Source organism: Nostoc sp. NMS4, from assembly GCF_017115095.1.
Lineage (GTDB): Bacteria > Cyanobacteriota > Cyanobacteriia > Cyanobacteriales > Nostocaceae > Nostoc.
Map to the genome: position 1 here is coordinate 1 of NZ_JABXKI010000262.1, position 17,786 is coordinate 17,786.

At 41.7% G+C, this 17,786-nt stretch carries 10 protein-coding genes; 3 read left to right on the plus strand and 7 right to left on the minus strand.

The genetic code is table 11. The features are described from left to right. Nucleotides 1–400: 400 nt before the first annotated feature. The 4 genes from HWQ37_RS24160 to HWQ37_RS24175 all read right to left on the minus strand — a co-directional run bounded on the left by HWQ37_RS24160 (nucleotide 401) and on the right by HWQ37_RS24175 (nucleotide 6,825). A complete protein-coding gene (locus HWQ37_RS24160) occupies nucleotides 401–823 on the minus strand; it encodes a tellurite resistance TerB family protein (protein ID WP_094347249.1) in 423 nt (140 codons plus the stop codon). Between the two features lie 57 nt (nucleotides 824–880). Continuing rightward, nucleotides 881–2,236, minus strand: a complete 1,356-nt coding sequence (locus HWQ37_RS24165; protein WP_292751874.1) for a 16S rRNA (cytosine(967)-C(5))-methyltransferase — start codon at nucleotides 2,234–2,236, stop codon at nucleotides 881–883. A 157-nt stretch (nucleotides 2,237–2,393) separates the two neighbouring features. Continuing rightward, nucleotides 2,394–3,845: a glycoside hydrolase 100 family protein gene (locus HWQ37_RS24170; RefSeq protein ID WP_292751877.1), complete on the minus strand. Its 1,452-nt coding sequence runs from the start codon at nucleotides 3,843–3,845 to the stop codon at nucleotides 2,394–2,396. A gap of 931 nt (nucleotides 3,846–4,776) precedes the next feature. After that, nucleotides 4,777–6,825: an elongation factor G gene (locus HWQ37_RS24175; RefSeq protein ID WP_292751880.1), complete on the minus strand. Its 2,049-nt coding sequence runs from the start codon at nucleotides 6,823–6,825 to the stop codon at nucleotides 4,777–4,779. Between the two features lie 264 nt (nucleotides 6,826–7,089). Here HWQ37_RS24175 and HWQ37_RS24180 point away from each other — a divergent pair, with 264 nt between their 5' ends. Together HWQ37_RS24180 and HWQ37_RS24185 are read left to right on the plus strand one after the other, a co-directional pair. Then, entirely contained in the window at nucleotides 7,090–8,010 is a 921-nt protein-coding gene (locus HWQ37_RS24180; protein ID WP_292751884.1) for a tetratricopeptide repeat protein, read from the plus strand. An 87-nt stretch (nucleotides 8,011–8,097) separates the two neighbouring features. Beyond that, the gene (locus HWQ37_RS24185) at nucleotides 8,098–8,646 is read left to right on the plus strand and encodes a phosphate-starvation-inducible PsiE family protein (protein WP_292751887.1); all 549 of its coding nucleotides are present in this window, start codon (nucleotides 8,098–8,100) and stop codon (nucleotides 8,644–8,646) included. 309 nt (nucleotides 8,647–8,955) lie between these two features. On the opposite strand, the gene HWQ37_RS24190 is transcribed toward HWQ37_RS24185, so the two are convergent. The 3 genes from HWQ37_RS24190 to priA form a co-directional block, all read right to left on the minus strand. Then, a complete protein-coding gene (locus HWQ37_RS24190) occupies nucleotides 8,956–11,166 on the minus strand; it encodes a PQQ-dependent sugar dehydrogenase (protein WP_292751890.1) in 2,211 nt (736 codons plus the stop codon). A 610-nt stretch (nucleotides 11,167–11,776) separates the two neighbouring features. Then, entirely contained in the window at nucleotides 11,777–12,097 is a 321-nt protein-coding gene (locus HWQ37_RS24195) for a hypothetical protein (RefSeq protein WP_292751893.1), read from the minus strand. A 667-nt stretch (nucleotides 12,098–12,764) separates the two neighbouring features. Continuing rightward, nucleotides 12,765–15,344, minus strand: coding sequence for a primosomal protein N' (gene priA / locus HWQ37_RS24200; protein WP_292751896.1), 2,580 nt, complete (start codon nucleotides 15,342–15,344; stop codon nucleotides 12,765–12,767). A gap of 804 nt (nucleotides 15,345–16,148) precedes the next feature. Here priA and HWQ37_RS24205 point away from each other — a divergent pair. After that, nucleotides 16,149–17,321: an RpoD/SigA family RNA polymerase sigma factor gene (locus HWQ37_RS24205; RefSeq protein ID WP_292751898.1), complete on the plus strand. Its 1,173-nt coding sequence runs from the start codon at nucleotides 16,149–16,151 to the stop codon at nucleotides 17,319–17,321. Nucleotides 17,322–17,786 lie beyond the last annotated feature (465 nt).

Genomic DNA, 17,786 nt, shown 5'->3' on the forward strand with positions numbered 1-17,786 from the left:
AAATCTAGTTCCCTCCCCTTTGCAAGGGGAGGGTTAGGGTGGGGTAAAACCCTGGTTAATCAGCTATTTCAGACTTGTATGTACACCGTAGCCCCAATACATACGGGGAGGGTTAGGGTGGGGTAAAACCCTGGTTAATCAGCTATTTCAGACTTGTGTGTACACCGTAGCCTTTTTAAGGGGAGCCAGCGCGGTCTTGGGGTCTCCCCAAGTGGAGCGACTGGCGTGGGCTAGGGGGGATCTAGGTTTCAGGCTTCAGTGCGTAAGTACTATTAACCCCAAAACCCTCATGTAGAGACGCGATGAATCGCGTCTTAATTGATCGCGGAGCATGCGAAGAGACACAAAAAGGCAGTGAGATAATTCACCGCCTCCTCTTGGAGAGACTTATAACTCCATGTTAGTTTTGGACTTCAACCCAACGGCGGTAAAGCTTTTGAATTTGTTTGAGAAGTGCAGTGTGAGCCGGTTGATTTGACTCATTCGGCTTCGCTATATCCTGCAATTCTGTCAGGAGTCTAGCTTCTTCGACAGCAACTTCACCGTCGCTATAAATTAAGCCACTGATGGCTTCAATCAGATTTTCGCAATCTTCAAGACTGGGGCGATCGCCTAGATACTCCCGCACCCAGTCGTAGCATTCTTTTGGCTGTACAGGAACTAATTCGTACAGCCAAGGCTTAATTTCTGGGTCGTTAGCTAAACCTTTTGCTTGAGCTATTTCGCGGAGATATTGCCGTTCTTCTGGTTGGATTCTGCCATCGATCCAGGCGGCTCCAATCAGGATTTTAACTAAATTTTTCACATTGGAAGGGGAAACCATAGCTGCCTCCTCTGGTAGATTCAGGCCTCCACCAAATCGTACAATCCCAAACAGTATTCACTCGGAATTATTGGTTTTTCTTAAGCGCACCATAAAAAAACCATCCATATCCTGCCGATGAGGCCAAAGTTTAAACCAACCTTCAGGTGTACTATCGGTAGAATCTGGTAACTCAACGCCTCTCGGAGACTCAATTTGCCACTCAGGTGACTCGGCTAAAAATGCCGAAATTACTTCTTCATTTTCTGCTGGATGCAATGTACAGGTGGCATAAACTAATACACCACCAGGTTTGACAAAAGTTGATGTATGTGTTAATAATTCTCGTTGCAGCACCGAAAGTTCTCGGACAGATTCTGGTGTCTGTCGCCAACGCGCATCAGCATGGCGGTGCATGGTTCCCAAACCAGAACATGGAGCATCGAGTAATACCCGGTCTGCGGTGTTTTGAAATTGGTTGAAGTGCCGACTGTCGCCAGTGTAAATTTGAATAGATTGTAAATTCAGGCGTTGAGAATTTTCTTGGAGTTTGCGAAGACGAGAAGAAGTGCGATCGCAAGCCCAAATTTTCCCTTTATCTGCCATTAACTCAGCAATGTGGGTTGTTTTCCCCCCTGGTGCTGCACAAACGTCAATTACCACCTCACCGGGTTGGGGGTCGAGCAAATGACCTACCAATTGAGCGCTACTATCTTGTACAGTCCACCAACCTTCTTTAAAACCCGGTAGTTTTTGAATTGACCCAGTATTACCAATAAATCGTAAAGCTTGCGGTAAATGAGGAATCCGTCTTACCAAAACACCAGCAGATTGCAAAGCCGCCTCAACTTCCTCAATGGAAGTGCGAAGTGGGTTGATGCGTAAATCGATTGTTGGTGATTGGTTCATCCATTCACACAGTTCTTCTGTGTCGTTCAAACCCAGTTGTTCTAACCAAACTTGAATAATCCAATCAGGAAAGCTGTGTAAAATACCCAAGCGTTCCACTGGGTTTTCTGGAAGTTGTAACGGATCTGCTTTTATCTTCTCTGCAAGGCGGATGTATTGGCGTAATAAACCGTTAACAAAACCTGTGAGTCCAGAGAAACCGTTTTCTTTAGCGAGTTGGACGGTAGTATTAACAGCAGCTGAGGCGGGAATGCGTTCTTGATAACGTAGCTGGTAGAAGCCCAGATGTAAGATGGTGCAGAGGTCTGGTGGTTGTTGATGAGATTTCTTTTTGGCAAATTGATCGATGAGAGTATCGAGGGTGCGTTGCCTTCTGACGCTCCCATAAACCAATTCTGTCAGCAAGCGGCGATCGCAATCAGGTAAATTAACTTTTTGCAGCACTCTATCTAGGGCAACATCAGCATAAGCCCCCTTATGAACATCTCGCAGGGCGATAAAAGCTAATTGACGGGGGTTTGTCATGAAAACACGATTCAGGAGTCAGGAGGCTTTTGTATTCTAACTCCCAACCCTTTACTAATTCGTAATTCGTAATTTTCGAGTTTAATTACCCCTTGTTTATAGTTGTTTTTGTCGGGAACTGTCTTTTAATTACGAATTACGAATTAGAAATTACGAATTATTGCATATACGGGTCTACACTGGCGATTTCAAACTCACACGCTCTAGAAACCTGTTCTGCTGGTAATTTTCCAAAGCTGATTAATGGTAAATAAGTGTGGTTTGCCATCAGTTCTTTTGCTAATAAGAACCCAGTAATTGTCCAAGTTTGATATTTTCGAGCTTGTTTGCCAATCAGTCGCCCTTTTTTACCATCATAATATTCTGGCCATTCATCTGTACTAAGTCGTCCTTGGGCAGTTTCAATTGCCTTTTGTGCAAGATTTGTTCTATTAGTTTTTACCGCCGCCGCCGCTAACATCCACATTAAAACTGGCCAACTACCAGCATTATGATACGACCAAGGTATATTTTTGGGGTCGCATCCAGTCACAATTCTGTATTCTTCATGTTCTAAAGCTGGGAAACAAATTTTCATTGGCATATCTCCCACCAAATCATCCCATCTTTGCTCAATGAGAGTCATAATTGCTTGTGACTGTTCTTCGGTGGCTAAGTCGGAAATGATTGCCATTAAGTTTCCGAGTGAAAAGAAGCGAGTATCTAGCTGCGAAGGGCCAACATTACCTGCTAAATAACCACCTTTTTTTGGTAGCCACTTATCTAATTCATAATAGGGAACGGAATCTACATATATGTTGAACAGATTAACAGCAGCCTTGCCATATTCTTCACTTTTGAAGCGATAAATTGCATTCAGGCGATTTATATCTATCCAATAATGCTGGCGAATATGAGCGCATAAAAGAGGTAAACGGTTATCAATGGCTTCAACAATATCAGAATTACCTTGACAAATTAGCAGTTCACGAGATGCACGTAATGCTGTGTAAAAGAGGACTTGTAATTCTAAAGGATGCCCATAAATCCCCATACGACGGTCAATCATACAAGCGCCATCTGGAACCAACAGCGTTGGGTACATATCAAAACGATTCGCCAAACAGATTTCCATAATTAACCTGATACCATTTTGGAATTCAGGTCGATAGGCGAGAGAAAAATCTTCTGTAGCGACTACATAAGCACGCAACAAAATAATCCACCATAAACAAGAATCTACAGGCGTAACTCTAGCGATCGCATGTTCGCCAAAGTCTGCTTCTAAATATTCTTGTCCATTGTCTGATACCACTTTAAAGCTAGCTGGTATTAATCCTCGTCCTGGCTTATAGGCATCTAATGCCTTTTCTTTAGGCTGTAATTTTAAGGTTTCTTCTAAGAAATTACGAACAATGTCTGTTCTACCTTTAATCAGAAAAATTAGAGCAGAAGAAACAAAATCTCGGACAAAGCACTGATCGTAATTTAGTGTTTCTACAGAGGCATCATAAGCGGCTACTGTCCCAACAGGACGACCTTGATAATAGAGAATTGATTTTTCTAGTGCTAGCCATGCTTCTTCCACTTCTTTTAAATTCTCAGTAGTTTCCAATTCGTTTAGCTGCATCGCCAGAATAACTCCATAAGGATTGTGAATTTGTGGTAGATGTGTCTTTATTTATTATTTTTGCTCTTCTCAGCATAACAAAAACGATTCTTTGAATAGCAAAGATAATTTGACAAAAAAATAATCAACTAACAATAAATAAATTTGCTGACATTTCTGCAACTTTATTGTTAGTTAATTGGTTGTAATCTATTACTATTTTGGTGAATTATAGTTGTTGCTATCCACCGCAAGTAGTAACATGATTCCCAAAAACAGTCACATAAGATATATTTTTAGATTATTTATTATTCTGTTGTCTGTCCAGAATCTTTACTTTACCAAATAAAAACATATCTTCAGTGCTGTTTAGGGTTGTGTGAAGTTAAAAGTGGTTACAGTATATTTACTTGCTCAGGATTCTTTTTTGACACTAATAAGTCAGATTATTCCCCTATTATCTAATAATTTATAACGTTTTTTCAGAATATGCAAGATGAAGTCTCAAGAATTTTAATATGTCAATACTTCTCAAGGGTTAAATATCTTACCTTACTGACAGATGACATGAAACGTTTATGGGAGTGCAGCCCAATTTTTTTCTGACTTTTATACGCAAGCTGGGAGTGATGCTAATAAACAAAGCATTAATTGTCCCTTTAAAACCGAATTTTTAAGCATAAATGCTTATTGACATAGTAAGTTTGAGCTTAACTTGACACCTATGGCATCTTGCCCGCCCCACAATATTGGATAATTTATTTCTTGGAGTTCCCTTAAACAAATTGAAGAAGTCTACACTGAGGATTTTGCATCAGATGCGACGGTTGAGGGCATGCGGTTTACGAATCCTTTTATAGATTGAAAAAGATTCCTGACTTTTCTCAGAAGTCAGGAATCTCAGCCTTGGTGTGATGCCTACGCTACTCTACAATTAAGTCAAAATCCCAAATTACTTACCGTTGCCGTTACTACCATTGCCATTGTTGTGAATGACACGTTCGGCAAGCTTTTCTGGCACTTCCTGGAGATGGTCGTATTCCCAGTGGAAGGAACCAACGCCCAAGGTGAGCGATCGCAGCTCTACAATAAAGTTTTGCATCTCTGCTTGTGGCAAGTATGCAGAAACATTATCCCAACCTTGCCAATCATTTCTCCCCTCATAGCCCAAAATTTGCCCCCGTCTACCACTCAACAGTTGCAGCACTTTGGAGGTAAATTCGCTAGGTGTGGTAACATCCACCCGCAGAATTGGTTCTAACAGGGTAGGTTCCCCTTGGGTTATGCCCGTTTGCATTGCTAATCGGGCGGCTTGCTTAAAGGCTTGTTCGGAACTATCAACGTTGTGATACGAACCATTGGTCAGAGTTACCGCCAAATCCACGATTGGGAAGCCCAAAGGCCCATGTGTGAGAAATTCCCGCACGCCCATTTCTACGCCAGGAATGTACTGTTTCGGAATCACGCCGCCGACAATGGTTTCATTAAAGTTAAAACCTGTACCGCGTGGTAAAGGCTTGATGTCGAGAAAAACATCACCAAACTGTCCGTGACCACCACTTTGATGTTTGTAGCGTCCATGAACTGAAGCTACCGTTTTGCGGATGGTTTCTTTGTAAGGAACTTGCGGCAAATGAGTTGTCATCGGCAAGTTATACTTGCGGCGCAGTCTATCTAAGGTAACTTGCAAATGAATCTCGCCTTGACCCCACAAGATAACTTCGTGAGTATCGCCGTGTTGTTCCCAAGCAAGTGAAGAGTCTTCTTCTAACAACTTGTTAATCGCACTGCTGAGTTTAACTTCATCGTTGCGCTTTTCTGGTGTAATGGCGAGGGCATATACAGGTTCCAACTGTACAGCTTTGGGTAATTCCATCGCCGATTGCTGTTCTGTGGAGATTGTATCGCCTGTCTTAATGCCTTCTAAACGACTCAATGCAACAATTTCACCAGCAAAAACTTCATTAACAAACTGCTGTTGTTGTCCCATGAGGCGATAAATTCCCCCAGTGCGAATGCCATTGAGGACAATCCCATCAGTTAATTTGCCCCGCCAAACACGCACGAGAGAAAGTTTCCCACCTTGGGGAGTGTAGAAAGTTTTTAATACCTGCGCTAAAGCTGTATCACCTTTGATGTTTTTTAAACGACGTTCTGCTGTGCTTTCTGGTTCGGGGGCTTCTCGTAACAAGGCTTCTAATAGAGGTCTAACACCATAATCTTGTTCTGCTACACCAAAGAAAACGGGTACTACCAAATCTGCCCCTAATTCCATTTTTAAATCTTTAATGATTTCCTCTTGGGGTGGTTCGATGTCTTCTAAAAGTTCTTCGAGTAAATGATCGTCAAAATTTGCGAGGGCTTCAAGCATTTCTGCCCGTGCTGCATGTTCTTCTGCTTTTAAACTTTCGGGAAAGGGGATGGGGTCAGCAGGTGCGCCGGGATGATATTTATATGCTTGTTCGCTCACCATATCAATAAAGCCGGTGAGTTCTTCCCCATTCATGATGGGATATTGATGCGCTACCAGGGGACGGCTAGATACTGCTTTCAGGGCGTGTAATGTTTCTAGAACGTGAATATTTGCCCGATCCATTTTGTTGACAAAGACGATATGGGGAATTTCCCAATCGTCGAGGAATTTCAATAGAGGGGCGAGGGTGAGGACTCGTTCGCGGATGGGTTCGCAAACTACAATTGCTGCATCGACTCCGATTAAAGCATTGTACGTTTCTTGGGCAAATTCTATACTTCCCGGACAGTCAATAAAAGTGAAGCGAATGCCGTTATACTCAGTGCTAGCGGCGCTGACTTCTACACTCATCTGGCGATCGCGCGATTCGGCTGCACTATCTCCAACTGTATTGCTGTCTTTAATATTGCCTTTGCGGGAAATTGCCCCTGTGACAAATAACAAGCTTTCTAGTAAAGTGGTTTTTCCACTTAAATAAGGCCCGACAATTGCAACGTTCCGCGAACCCGATTTTACTTTTTCGTTCATAAAACCTCACTTGCGGTAAGTCTTTTATAACCGCATTATTCTGTTTTTATCAGGGATAGAAAATGGTTCTCTAGAGTCAAAATTACCCCTTCTTTAATTTGTTATTATCCTTCTTTTAATCGAAATTAAAAAAAATTGTAGCCTGTCGTAAGATTTAGCTTAAGAAAAGTTAAGGATAAAAAATTTTTATGCTGAATCAAAAACTTTTGTAAAAAACTTTTTATGAAGTAAATTTAACTGAAAGTGTTGCGAGTCAGAAAATCAATGAGATTATCATTCTTTAAATATCGCATAGCAGGGTTAGTAAGTTTGATGCTGGTTATGAGTATTTCCTCCCCCTCCCTTGCTCTATCTCCTCCTGTTGCCTCAAAGTTGGCACAATCTCATGCTAAAACTGCCCTAGACTGGTTAAACCAAGGCTTACAAGCAATTCAGGCGGGAAGGGTACAAGATGCGATCGCAGCCTTTAAACAAGCAGCTAAATTAGATTCGACATTAGCACCAGCGCACTATAATTTAGGGCTAGCACTCCGACAAACTGGACAATTACAACCCTCTGCGGATGCATTTTATCGAGCCACACAAGCCGATCCGAAATTTGCTCCAGCTTTTGCTAATTTAGGCGGAGCGTTGTTAGAAGGCAATAATTTACAGTTAGCTAACGATTATTTACAACGCGCCCTAGAACTCGATCCCAAGCTGGGATTTGCCCATTATAACTTGGGGTTGGTGCGAGAACAGCAAGGAGATTGTAAGCAAGCGATCGCATCTTTTAAAAAATCCATAGAATATAGCAAAAATGCACCAGAACCTCCTTACCATATAGGGATGTGTTATCTCCAACAAGGTAAACTAGATCAAGCCAGGGATGCATTTTATCAAGCATTAAAAATTAATCCCAAGTATCCAGAGGCTTACTACAACCTCGGTGCAATTTTATTTCAAAAAAGTAAATTACAAGAAGCATTAGAGGCTTTTAGAAAATCAGCCGAAGCTAACTCTAATTATCCTAACGCTTATTATGGTGCTGGCTTAGTTTTTATCCAGTTACAGCAATATGGTGATGCAGTACAAGTATTGCAATTTGCTAGAGATTTATACAATGCTCAAAAAAATCCTCAGTGGGCAAAAAACGCCGAGCAATTGTTGCAACAAGCACAAAATTTAAATTACCAACCTCGCTGAGGCAGAAAAACTTAATATTGCATAACATAAAACTATTGGGTTGACTCGCTGGTGTTGTCTGAACTAGTCCCGATTGGAAAAATGTAAATGCAAAAGCGCCAGAAAAGTCGATTTTTATTTAGCGATCGCTGGCTCGATCGGCACTCAATTGTTCGCAATATGGAAGCCTTTCAAGACTTAATTGTGATTGTTTTGTGTTTGGGTTTGTTCGCCGTCATGCTGATCCAATTGTGGGGGATAGCGATCGCCCTCATGCAGCCACTAGACTATAAACATGTGACTGCAAAAATACTATTTGTGTTGATTTTAGTCGAGTTATTCCGACTATTAATGGTCTATTTGCAAGAACATAGTATCTCTGTGGGAGTAGCAGTTGAAGTAACAATTGTATCTCTACTGCGAGAGGTAGTAGTTCACGGAGCGCTGGAAATTTATTGGGTTAATACCCTTGCAATTTGTGGTTTGTTGTTTGTACTGGGTGGACTACTCGTGGTATGCGCTAAAACACCACACATGGATTGTATGAGCGCCAACACTAAGTTTTGTCCGGTTATCTATAGAGGAGGTAGAGAACGGCAAAATGAGTTGGAATTCCAGTATTCACGTCAATGTGATGAGAATCAACCGCTTGGATAAATTGTTATGAAAATGGGGAGTGGGGAGAGACGCGATTAATCGCGTCTCTCCCCACTGCTTTGTTTGACGCTGTATCAGGAACTTGGATAGACATCTCCGAAAACCTTCAAAGCCTTTATGTGGCTAGGCTATAGTCCGTAAATGCAATCATCCTAAATTAGCCAGTCTGTACGAAAAAATAAGGATTTGAGATATTTACTGTTGATAATTAGGCAAAAGCATCTAATTATATGCGTTAATTTTAACCTAATGACATAGCACTTTAGGATTTTCTTCAATATGCTTCAGTATATCGCTCATATTTATGTGTCAAAAAACTTCTCTAATTAGTGGACGCAGAAGTGTAATTTTGCCTATGCTTGTCTCTTGAGAGAGCTGCGCCACGTAGAGATATCCATTGGTGGGATTCTCAACCAAATCCAATGGACTTGGGTTAAAACCAGTGAAGCCAGTAATACCAGTTTGGGAATTTACAATATCCAAGTTTGCACCACCTGGGGTTAGCACAATGATGTCTTTACCAACACTAAAACGTGTCACTAGCAGTTTGCCTTGCAGCTGACCATCTAAAACATTACTACGATATTCAATGATGCCATTCGGTGAAAAATGCTCGCCGAAATCGAAGGCTATACCCTTCCAATTCCGGTCAGGTAAAGTACCAATGGGATATTCTTTTATCTGACCTGGGTCTGTAGCATCTGTGGAATTTCCTCCATTCAACACCCACTCACAACGCTTCGGATTTGGATGACCATAATAACCATTTTGAACAACGCGAAACAGAAAGTCTCGCTGCGTTTCTACACTGGTAAGTCCAGGCACAGATGGACTCGTATAAGCGCCATTTGTAGCCTTATCAATACGATTTTGGCACGCAAGAGGTAGGGGGGTAGGTGTATTTGGCGTATTGCCACCAGCCGCCGAACCATTCGTTGGTACATATAATTGACCATTGCTATGCCAAACCAGATCGTAGGCATTACGGACACCACTGGCAAAGATGGTTACAGGCGCTCCCAGATTAAAGGGGTTATAAGTACCTCCATCCTCCGTCTTTACACTTACAGGAGGTGAGGTAATTTTGGACAGATCGACTCGTAATACAGCAGCAGTTAACAACCGCTCAGGACGATTACTCCAGACTGTGTTTGGTGCGCCTGTACTATTATTACTACCCTGCAACACATACAGCACATTTGGCTCATTGGGCTTAAACTCAATGCTGTTGGTTAGATGATCCCGGCTAGATCGTGGTAAATCAACCACATAGTCTTTTACTGTCTCTAGATTGATACCGCTCAAGCGAGTAATTTTCCCACTCCACTCTGGCGCATCAACAGTTCCATTCCAGTAGTAGTTATTTGTTACCCATAGAATTAGGTTGCTAGCATTTGTTGATGAGGGATCAAAGTGCATACCAACGATCGTTCGATTACCACCATTTGCAGTCTGTAATGAGGAAATTGTTTGTGGTGTACCCAGAGTGCCATCAGCATTGATCGGGAAACGCAAAATCTCACCTAGTAAGGTGGCAGCATAGAGTTTATTGTCAGGCCCAATCAATACTGTAGTGTAAGGTTTGGCAGGTACATTCGCTAGTGAGATTTGCTCGAAAGTAATATTGCTTCCTGTGTTCGCAAAAGTGCCTGTTGTGAAACTGATGCTATGGGGTAAGAATGCAGCACCATTGCTATCTTTAACCCCGTCGGTGATTTGTAACAAATATTTGCTATTGTTCTTGAGACGATTTATTGGGGAAACTACAATTACATCTCCACCACCGGAAGTATTGTAATTGGCATTGACTTGCGTGTTAGTACTGCAATCGATCAGCTTGATGGTTGACGCGGAAATAGTATTAACTGCAATCCCACTGTTGGGGAGATTTAAGTCTGCTGTAATCGAGATATCTGGCGACAGATTTATCTGAGCATCAGTAGGATTGGTTGTTCTGATCGAGGGACGATTGCCTGGTGCGATCGCAATATAGTTAAGCTTGGTATTCTTACCACCTTTAGCATCAATTGTCAGCTTGCCGTCAGTAACATTCACAATTCGGGTAACTGCGGTAAACTTTTTGGTTGCCGTTGGTACAAAGCCAGAAATAGCAATCGTACCTTCTATATTAATTTGGTGCTTACTATTTACAGTATTACTAGCATCACCTACACTAACAGTCACATTATACCAACCTTTGGATAGGGCATATTCCCAAGCAGCAGGTATCTTTACTGCTGTTCCCGAAATATTAGGAGGATATTGCAGATGAATCAGTCTATTTAGTCGCGGATCGATGCCACTTTGGTAGCGATCGCGTGTATTAAGTTGGATATCAAGGGGAGTGGGTGTAGTATTGCCTAAGCTATCTTCACGCACCCAACCAAAGCCTCTAATATCATTGTAGGCTTGACCAATATCTTTAATATACCCAGATGGTACAGGAGCGTTATTTGGTTGAAAAGCAATTCCTTGAACAATTGCTAATACCAGTATTTTGGGTTTGAGTTTGTAAATCATAATATACCTTGCCGTTGTGTTCGTAGTTGATACGTGAGTAGTCCATTAACATTGACCAAGTATCTGCAATGATTATTCCTGGCAATCCTTCACTGGCTAGAAACGAACGTAATGACGCAAGTCTTAGGGAACCTATTTCTCCAGACTGTATAAAAAATATTTAGTAAATACTTGAAATTACATAAACACTGAACTTCTTTTTAAGAGAATTATAAAGGAACTTTCTAATTCCTCAACTTGGCACAGTATAATTACGTAAAAAGCAATAAATCTTCAAAATCCCAGTGGAATTCAGAATACAGAATTCAGCAGTCAGGAGCCAGAATGCCCCTTCAGGGAAGCAAGCTACAGAATTTAATTCTGTGAGACTGATGGATAGCGCAACGTAAAGCCTTCTCTAGGGACAAGAGAAGGCTCATCTGCGACACACTGCTCGTAGCGTCTCCTAGAGAGCGTCTGAATAAACGGGTTTAAGTCCCCCACAAGAGTGATTCTGAATTCTTCTTTAATTGCTGCTGGCAGAGTTCATTTTTGTCTGTGCTGTCAATCTGATGCAAGTAATTTTGGCAGCAAATCATGAAATTACTTTTTAATCACCTGCTTCTTGACTTCAAATATGTGCAATATGGTGACTCAGCCAATCAGCGTTTTCGCGCAGGACATGCAGAATACTTCCGTGAACGACCGTTTCCAGATGTAGCCGCTCCTTTAAAGGGGAAGAGTAGTTAACTTTAGAGTGGCTAGATGATTCTTGTACCTCTTCAACTACATAGCGGTTAGGGACATGACTTAAAATGTGAGCAATTAGCTTTTGCCTCAATTCATGAATTGAAAAGGCGAATTGATAAGGATGTTCGGGATACTCATGTAAAACATTCTCAATTTCTTGAATGACGATTGGCAATGTTAAATTAATTAACGTGTGCGACATTTTTTAGTAACCTAATTGAAAAGAAAAATTCTTAGGATCTACTTTTGCTTCTTCTAGCGAGTCTTCGAGCGTCTTGATTCTGAATTCTGAATTCTGCATTCTTCTTCAAAAAACTGGCATCTCCTGACGGCAGCAGCTACAACGCCAATAAAGACCTTCCAAGCTTATGTGGCGGAGTAAAACAGTTGAACAGCTAGGACAACTATGCTTACTGTTCATGAAGTGCTTGATTGTTGTTGTGAAAAGAAGCTGTTGGCTACAATCTGGTTTTAGATACCTTGACTGCAGCATGAAATTGCTTAATAAAGTATTCACTTAAAAACCTCGATTGATTTGATTACCGTGTAACACATTCCCAACAAGATTTACGGCTGGCTCTAATTGGTTTTATAATAAACAGCATAACAATCAGATGTTTGAAATCGTGTATTTACAAACGTTTGATTTATGGTTGAGTTGTATGAATTAAGCGATAAGTTCAGCTTTTCCCTTGAGAAAGGACATTGCGATTCACTTCATCTATCTAAAGTGGACTATGTCTAGTTTGACTCAATTACCAAGCAAATTAGCTTTATTTTTAAAAGTAAAAAGTAAAAAGATAATCCCCATAAATAAATTTAGTTGCTCTAAAACCATTTTCTTTTTCTTTCCTTTGCTTTTTAAACGATCACATAATATTAATCGGGTCTACATCAATAGTTAAACTTACAGACGAAGGACAAAGCGATCGCACTTCTTCCCAATCTGGCAACTGTGGTAATGCATCGGGGGCAAATTTAATCAATATCTGCCAGCGATAACGATTAGCTACTCGTAAAATACTCGCTGGTGCTGGGCCTAATATCTCCAATTCTTCTTCTGTACTCAAGGCTGTAGCAATAATTTGTGCCGTGTTTTGCACTTGAATGGGGTCAAGACTACTTAAGCGCAACAAAATTAACCGCCCATAAGGAGGATAATTGAGTGCTTGGCGTTGTTCTAATTCAGTTTGAGAGAAAGATTGATAATCGTGCGATCGCACTGCTGCAATTACCTGATGCTCTGTAGTATAAGTCTGCACAATTACCCTACCCGGATCTTCACCTCTCCCAGCCCGTCCAGCGACTTGAGTCAAGGTTTGAAATGCCCGTTCGCTGGCGCGATAATCTGATAAATTTAGCAATCCATCGGCGGCGACAACGCCCACAAGTGTCACCTGTGGTAAATCCAAACCTTTAGTAAGCATTTGCGTACCCACTAATAAATCCGCTTCGCCGTTGGCAAACTGAGTGAGTAGAGTACGGTGTGAGCCTTTGTTGCGAGTGGTATCGCTATCAAAACGAATTAAGCGCAACTCTGGAAACTGTCGTGCTAATTCCTGCGTGACTCGTTGAGTACCGCTACCAAAAAATTTCAGGTAAGGAGAACTACAATCGGGGCAAAATTTAGGGTGCGATCGCCCATAATTACAGTAATGACACCGCAATAATTCCGGCGCTTTTTCTTCAGTGTGGTGATACGCCAGCGAAACATCACAGTGCGGACATTCCAACACATATCCACAACTGCGGCAAGAGACAAAAGTACTGTGTCCCCGGCGATGGATAAATAAAATTCCCTGTTGTTTTCTTTCTTGCAACTCTTGCAAACCTACTTGCAGCGATCTACTAAATATAGAACGATTTCCCTGCTGCAACTCTAGCCGCATATCGACTATTTCCACCGGCGGTAAAGGGCGCGAGTTGATGCGCTCAGGGAGGGAGAGGTAGTGAGAGGGATGAGGAGGATGAGGAGGATATTGCTCCCTCATCTCCCCCTGCTCCCCTGCTCCCCTGCTCCCCTGCTCCCTCATCCCCTCCACGCTTACCCAACTTTCCAACGAAGGCGTAGCGGAACCCAACACCAAGGGGCAATTTTCTAATTCGGCTCGCCACTGGGCGACGGTGCGGGCGTGGTAGGTGGGTATAGGGGAGTCTTGTTTAAAGCTGCTATCGTGTTCTTCATCTAAAATAATTAAACCCAAGTTAGGCAAAGGGGCAAAAACGGCGCTACGAGTACCAATAACTACTTGGGCTTCTCCCGTGAGCATAAGCCGCCAAGTATCGTAACGTTCACCGTCTGATAGGGCGCTGTGATAAACGCTGACTTTATTACCAAAACGGGCGCGAAAACGATCGGTTAGCTGGGGTGTGAGTCCAATTTCTGGGACTAAGACAAGGGCGGATTTACCTTGGTTGAGGAGAGGTGCGATCGCTTGCAAATATACTTCGGTTTTTCCTGAACCTGTCACCCCATGCAATAAAACTTGAGCAAATCCATCTAGTGTCTGGATTGTCGCTAAGGCGCTAGCTTGAGCAGTAGTTAAAGATTTAGCGCCATCGCCTACTAATGCTGGGCCTTGTTCAGTTCGCAATACTTCCCGTTCTTCAACAACAATGTAACCCTTTTGTGCGAGCGTCTTCAGGATAGAGGAACTAGCATTGCAAATTTGCAACAATTCATTTTGCCACAACTCCCCACCACGCCGCCGTAACACCTCTAAAATTTCTCGTTGGCGAGTGGTTAAGTCGTCGTCAATTGTACCTGTGAGCGTGACTGCTTTTTGCAACTTTGGTCGAGTTAATCGCGGCGGTTCTAAGTAGCTTTCTACTAAACCAAATCGCAATAACTCCCGAATTCCCCGATAAGCAGATTTGACTTTTTGCTGAAGGTAAACAAAACTGTAGTCCCCTGCTGGTTTCCCTTGCAAAAGTTCCCAAACTTGCCGCGCAGTTGGAGTCAAAAAAGCTAAAGGATCGGCAGATGCCAGCAAATAACTACTTCCCCCTGTCCCTCTGCCTCTAACCAGACGCACACGACGCTGCGATCGCCCCAGTAACCCTGGGGGTAGAGCAACCCGGATTACTTGAATTAGGGGCGTATAGTAATATGCAGCAACTTGATTGAGTAATTCCCAATAAGCACTTGGGAAAAATCCAACGCTGACTATATCTTCTACTTCCCGGATTTTTTCTGGTGGTAAATCGATATTTGGTTGTGCCAGTAATCGAATAGCGATCGCTCCTAATTGTTGCGCCCCAAATGGCACGCTCAAAATATCACCTGGTTTTATTTCTAACTGGGCTGGCAATCGATAAGTAAATAGTCCCGTACTTCCTGGACAGTCTACCAATACTTCAACCCACCGATTCCGAGTTGCACCTGACTGGTATGATTCACTCGCTTCTGCCACCACTAAAGGAGATAATTCTATGTCATTAATATACATACTTGCTGACTTTATGATTAAAAATTTTCCTCACATAGCTGGTCAAAATCAACCTAGCTAAGTAAACTCTAATTTTTCGCTTTCTTAAATTTAAATGGTATTTCTCAATACTGTTATTCTTCATAATACTTGATAATTTTCCTCTTATGTAATCTACTAGACAAATTCGGATTAACTATATATGCAATAAATATTTGGTGCCCACTATACAAATAAAAGGATGTCGGCTATTGCTGCAACAGTTGCTCTATCTACTAAATATGGAGTAGCCTTTTTCCGCCTATCGGTAGATATTCAACTCTTTCTGTATATGAGATGCTTTTATACATAGTAAGATCGTCCCAAAGTTAAGCTACCGCTCTTGTAATTTGTATCACGTAGGTAACTTTAAATCAAATTGGGAATGCGTAAACCCAGTAGTAGGTCTTCCTTTTATACACTGACCTCCAGCACTTAAGACATTAGAAATATTTAGAAAAATATATGAAAGTTTAAGAAATTTGGATGGTTAACTGTAATTCTTACATTTGTTAAGGTTGAGAAAGTTTGAGGGGGTTTGACATATTTGATAATTCAGAAAAAAATGAAGAATATCTCTGTTGGGAATCGAAGAAAAAGCTTTATTGGGTGCTAAGGTCAGTTTCGTTATAGGTTGTATATAACTGTAACCTATAGGTACTAGGTAGATGCCGATTTTTATTTCTGTAGACAAATTAGCATCAGCCTATATTTCGCTATTCTTTACGGGTGCATCGTCCATTAGGGAAAACTACCAAGCCTCAAACGAGTAGGTGTAAATAAATTATGTACCACACAAAGCAACAATCCCTAAAGGAAAATATGAATATTGTTGAATTGGGAAAAATGGAAATACCGGAGAATGCTGCTGATATCGAAGAACCATCACTCGATAGTTTAAATGCAGTGGTAGAAGAAGAACCTCCAATTGTAGTAGAAAATCTGGAATCAGACGAACGCGATGGAGATGACATGGCGGCGGCTCGTCCTTCGGGATACAACAAAACCGAACACGATGATGCTGTCGGCGCGTTTTTTAAGGAAATGGCGCGTTATCCGCTTTTAAAAGCTGATGAAGAAGTGGAGTTAGCGCGGCGAGTCAGGTTTCTAGAAGAAGTCAGAGAAATACAAGCGGCTTTAGAGTTAAAACTGGAACATGAACCCAGTAAACTAGAAGTGGCTTCCGAGCTAGGAATGACGGAAAAGCAACTAGAAAGTCGCTTGTATCAAGGGAGAGTAGCGAAACGCAAAATGATTCGCTCAAACTTGAGATTAGTAGTATCTATTGCCAAGCGATATTTAAATCGGGGAGTGCCTTTTCTGGATTTAATTCAGGAAGGAGCAATGGGTTTAAATCGCGCTACAGAAAAGTTTGATCCCGATAAAGGATATAAGTTTTCTACTTACGCCTATTGGTGGATTAGACAAGCGATTACCAGAGCGATCGCTAACGATGCCCGAACAATTCGACTACCGATTCATATTGTTGAAAAACTTAACAAGCTAAAAAAAGCTCAACGAGAACTCAAACAAAAACTCTGTCGCAATCCTACCGAAGGTGAAATGGCAGAATATTTAGAGATTAGTGTGCAACAACTACGCCAGCTACAACAGCTACGGCGACAAGCACTTTCTCTCAACCACCGTGTCGGTAAAGAAGAAGACACGGAATTGATGGATTTGCTAGAAGATGAAGATAACTTGTCTCCAGAAGCAAAAATGAATGAAAACATGATGCGTCAGGAGATTTGGGAAGTCTTGGGTGATGTGTTAACTCCACGGGAGAAAGATGTGATTTCTTTGCGTTATGGTTTGACAAGTAGCGAACCCTGTACCTTAGAAGAAGTTGGCAATATGTTCAATCTTTCTCGTGAGCGAGTGCGTCAAATTCAAAGCAAAGCCATGCGAAAACTGCGCCGTCCTCACATAGCCAAACGCTTAAAAGGTTGGTTGATTTAATTACATTCCTCAAAAGAGAGATGCAATCCCGAACTTAATTAGCTGTGCAATTCGCAAAAATCAGGCGTTTTGTAGCTTTTTTCGGCGCTTGCACTTATTTTAGTAGACCTCTTGCAAAAGTTGCTTGATAGAAGTAAGACCAGATAAACTCATCACCTCAGCCAACAAAGCACTCTACTCTACAATGCTAAGTCAAGAGTAGCGCGATCGCTATTGTACTAGTTGAAACATTTACTAATGAGGTAACTTGAATTTTTCTAGGCCATTACAGCAATACGAAAAAATTTTACTATACTATAACTTCTCTTCTTATTTCCATTGACACATAAACCTACAACCGTTGTGCATGAAAAGATTGGAGGCTATAATATCACTTTACCAAGCTGAGGCACAATTCACAAGCTGGGAAAGCGATCGCCCCTACCAATATCCTCCAACAACCAGCCATGCAACAGAGGGTTTAAA

Excerpts from the sequence above, each read along its gene's own strand:
- HWQ37_RS24165 (WP_292751874.1), bottom strand. The coding sequence starts at position 2,236 with ATGACAAACCCCCGTCAATTAGCTTTTATCGCCCTGCGAGATGTTCAT.
- HWQ37_RS24170 (WP_292751877.1), bottom strand. The coding sequence starts at position 3,845 with ATGCAGCTAAACGAATTGGAAACTACTGAGAATTTAAAAGAAGTGGAA.
- HWQ37_RS24175 (WP_292751880.1), bottom strand. The coding sequence starts at position 6,825 with ATGAACGAAAAAGTAAAATCGGGTTCGCGGAACGTTGCAATTGTCGGG.
- priA (WP_292751896.1), bottom strand. The coding sequence starts at position 15,344 with ATGTATATTAATGACATAGAATTATCTCCTTTAGTGGTGGCAGAAGCG.
- HWQ37_RS24190 (WP_292751890.1), bottom strand. The coding sequence starts at position 11,166 with ATGATTTACAAACTCAAACCCAAAATACTGGTATTAGCAATTGTTCAA.
- HWQ37_RS24160 (WP_094347249.1), bottom strand. The coding sequence starts at position 823 with ATGGTTTCCCCTTCCAATGTGAAAAATTTAGTTAAAATCCTGATTGGA.
- HWQ37_RS24185 (WP_292751887.1), top strand. The coding sequence starts at position 8,098 with ATGCAAAAGCGCCAGAAAAGTCGATTTTTATTTAGCGATCGCTGGCTC.
- HWQ37_RS24195 (WP_292751893.1), bottom strand. The coding sequence starts at position 12,097 with ATGTCGCACACGTTAATTAATTTAACATTGCCAATCGTCATTCAAGAA.
- HWQ37_RS24205 (WP_292751898.1), top strand. The coding sequence starts at position 16,149 with ATGTACCACACAAAGCAACAATCCCTAAAGGAAAATATGAATATTGTT.
- HWQ37_RS24180 (WP_292751884.1), top strand. The coding sequence starts at position 7,090 with ATGAGATTATCATTCTTTAAATATCGCATAGCAGGGTTAGTAAGTTTG.